At 45.9% G+C, this 2,638-nt stretch carries 2 protein-coding genes; both read right to left on the reverse strand.

Features of this window, described 5'->3' with window-relative positions; genetic code table 11:
* A partial coding sequence (locus E1163_RS05060; RefSeq protein WP_185155965.1) for a heavy metal translocating P-type ATPase occupies positions 1-2,345 on the reverse strand: 2,345 nt, incomplete at its 3' end.
* A 93-nt stretch (positions 2,346-2,438) separates the two neighbouring features.
* Positions 2,439-2,638: hypothetical protein (locus tag E1163_RS30930; RefSeq protein WP_221417934.1), on the reverse strand; the 200-nt coding region annotated here is incomplete at its 5' end.

Consider the following 2,638-nt stretch of genomic DNA (forward strand, 5'->3'; position numbering starts at 1 on the left):
GTTGTAAACGCAACCACTGAAATACTGCTCAGCGGCATCAATATCGCAGCAAATATGGGCGTTAGTGCCCCGGCCACCGCGAAGGTCAGCCCTACCACATTGTACAGAAATGATATAACAAAACTGGCGATAATAATATTTTTACCATACTTAGCATAGTCCAGGTATGCCGCAAGGTGCTTCAATTGTCCACCTTCCAGAATACCATCGCACGCCGGAGAGAATGATGACACATCCTCGGTAACTGCTATACCTACATCACTCTGTTTGAGGGCTCCTGCGTCATTAAGGCCATCGCCCAGCATCATCACCCTGTGCCCCCGGGCTTGTAGAGCTTTGATATAATCGAGCTTATCCTGGGGCTGCTGTCTAAACTTCATCTCTGTCTGCCCGGAAAATATTTCCTCTAATTGTGGCCGTTCATGATCATTGTCCCCCGAAAGGATCGCCAGTTTATAGCCGTCCAAACGGGCCACCAGAGCCTTCAACCCCTCCCTGTACTGATTGCTCACTTCAAAGTAGCCCCTGGGTATACCATCTATGGCAAGATAAACCCTGCCCGGTTCGTCTTTCACATCTTCCATCTCCACAAAAGCAGGCTTGCCAAGTTTGAGCAAATGACTATTGACCACGCCCTGCAGACCATTGCCCGGAATTTCCTTAAAATCAGCCATGGTAAAGTCCGCTGCCCGCAGGCTTTTTCTGATCTTCTGACTTACCGGGTGAATTGAGTTTTCTACCAGCTTTCTGACCATGCCCTCCTCCTCTTTAGTCAGGGCTTTGCCGAAAAACTTCACTTTACCTTCCCCGCTCTCCGTGAGCGTACCAGTTTTGTCAAATACAATGGTATCTACAGCATTGAGCTTTTCTGCCGTAGGGGCCGATTTGAGGTAAAATTTGTTCCTGCCAAAAATACGGATGGTATTGCCATTGGTAAAAGGTGCAGATAGCGCCAATGCACACGGACAGGCTACAATGAGTATAGCGGTGATCACCTGCCACATGTTTTCCGGGCTAACCAGAAACCACACTATTCCTGAAACCACCGCTATGGCAAGGATGATAAAAGTAAAATATTTGCTTATCCTGTTCGTGATTTCCTCTGTTCCCAATTCATCAGTAACCTTAAAAGCATGGTTATTCCACAAAGAGGTAAGGTAACTTTGGGAGCTTGGCTTTGTGATCCTTACTGTTATGCGTTCACCAACCTGTCTGCCACCGGCATAAAGCTGATCATTGGCTGTCATCGCAACGGGTTTTTCCTCACCTGTGACAAAACTATAATCAATATTGGCCTTTTCGCTCAGCAAAACAGCATCAGCAGGTATAATTTCATGGTTCCGGATGATCACCTCATCACCGGCTTTGAGGTCGGCAATAGGTATGGCTGTAGCTACACCATTGTCTATCCGGGTAGCCGCTAATGGAAAGTACGATTTATAATCACGCTCAAAGGAAAGGTTCTCGTAGGTTTTGCTTTGGAACCATTTGCCTATTAGCAGAAAGAACACAAGCCCGCCCAGCGAATCGAGGTAGCCCGCTCCTGTTTGGGTCAGTATTTCATAAAGGCTGCGGCCAAACAGGGCCACTATACCCAAAGCGATGGGTACATCGATATTTACGAACTTACTTTTCAAGCCTTTGTAAGCCGAAATAAAGTAGTCACGGGCCGAATAAAGCAATACCGGTAATGCCAGCAGTATGTTGAGGTAGGCAAAGAACTCTTTGAAAGAGTCGTCCATTGACTCATCAATCCCCAGATATTCCGGAAAGCTGAGCAACATAATATTGCCAAAACAGAAAGCGGCAACGCCTATCTTAACCGATAAGGACGAGCTGTTCTTCCTCCTTTTTTGCTCTTGGCTATCTGCATCAAATTGCGGCGGATAACCGATAGAAGATAGCAATCCCGCCAGCTCAGGCAATTGGATCACCGCTGGGTTATACCTGATCTCTGCCGTTTTCTTTAAAAAGTTGACGGTAGATTGGATAACTCCCGGATGGAAGTCTGCCAGGTTCTCCAGTACATACACACAGGAACTGCAATGGATATCTGGCAATGAAAGCTGAATGAGGTTATATGTCTCGGACTGAAAGCTTAATAGCTTATCCCTGATCTCTTTGTTTTCCAGAAAATCGTACTTGCCGGCAAGGTGAGGATTGGATTTATTCCTTGTCTCATAGAGTTCACGCAGGTCATCTGTCTGAAATAGCTCATAGATAGTTTTGCAGCCTACACAGCAGAAATCTTTACCATCAAAAATAAGATGGTCGTTTCTGCATTCCTCTTCGCAGTGATGGCATTTCACCTGCTGATCGACATATTCTTCTACAGCAGTTTTCATAAGCCACGATAAAATTTCCCGGAGAGCAATGCCTCCACACAGTTCTTCAACATACACTGAAGGGTGGCCCCCAGGCTATTGAAATAAATGCCCTCAAACGGCCCGATCCCTATCACAATTTGAATCGTGGGTCCCTGACCGGCCAGATTTAACGGTATCAAAACTCCCTGCATATTTCCTATCATTAATATGCCCCAAAGTACCCTGATTTAATCCCGGAAAGTAAAGAGAACGGTCAACGATAAAAATGATCTTTGTCAGTTTTTCAGCATTAGTTGCCGTATAGACAAGGT

The organism is Fulvivirga kasyanovii, assembly GCF_009711405.1.
In the GTDB taxonomy this organism is placed as follows: Bacteria; Bacteroidota; Bacteroidia; order Cytophagales; family Cyclobacteriaceae; genus Fulvivirga; species Fulvivirga kasyanovii.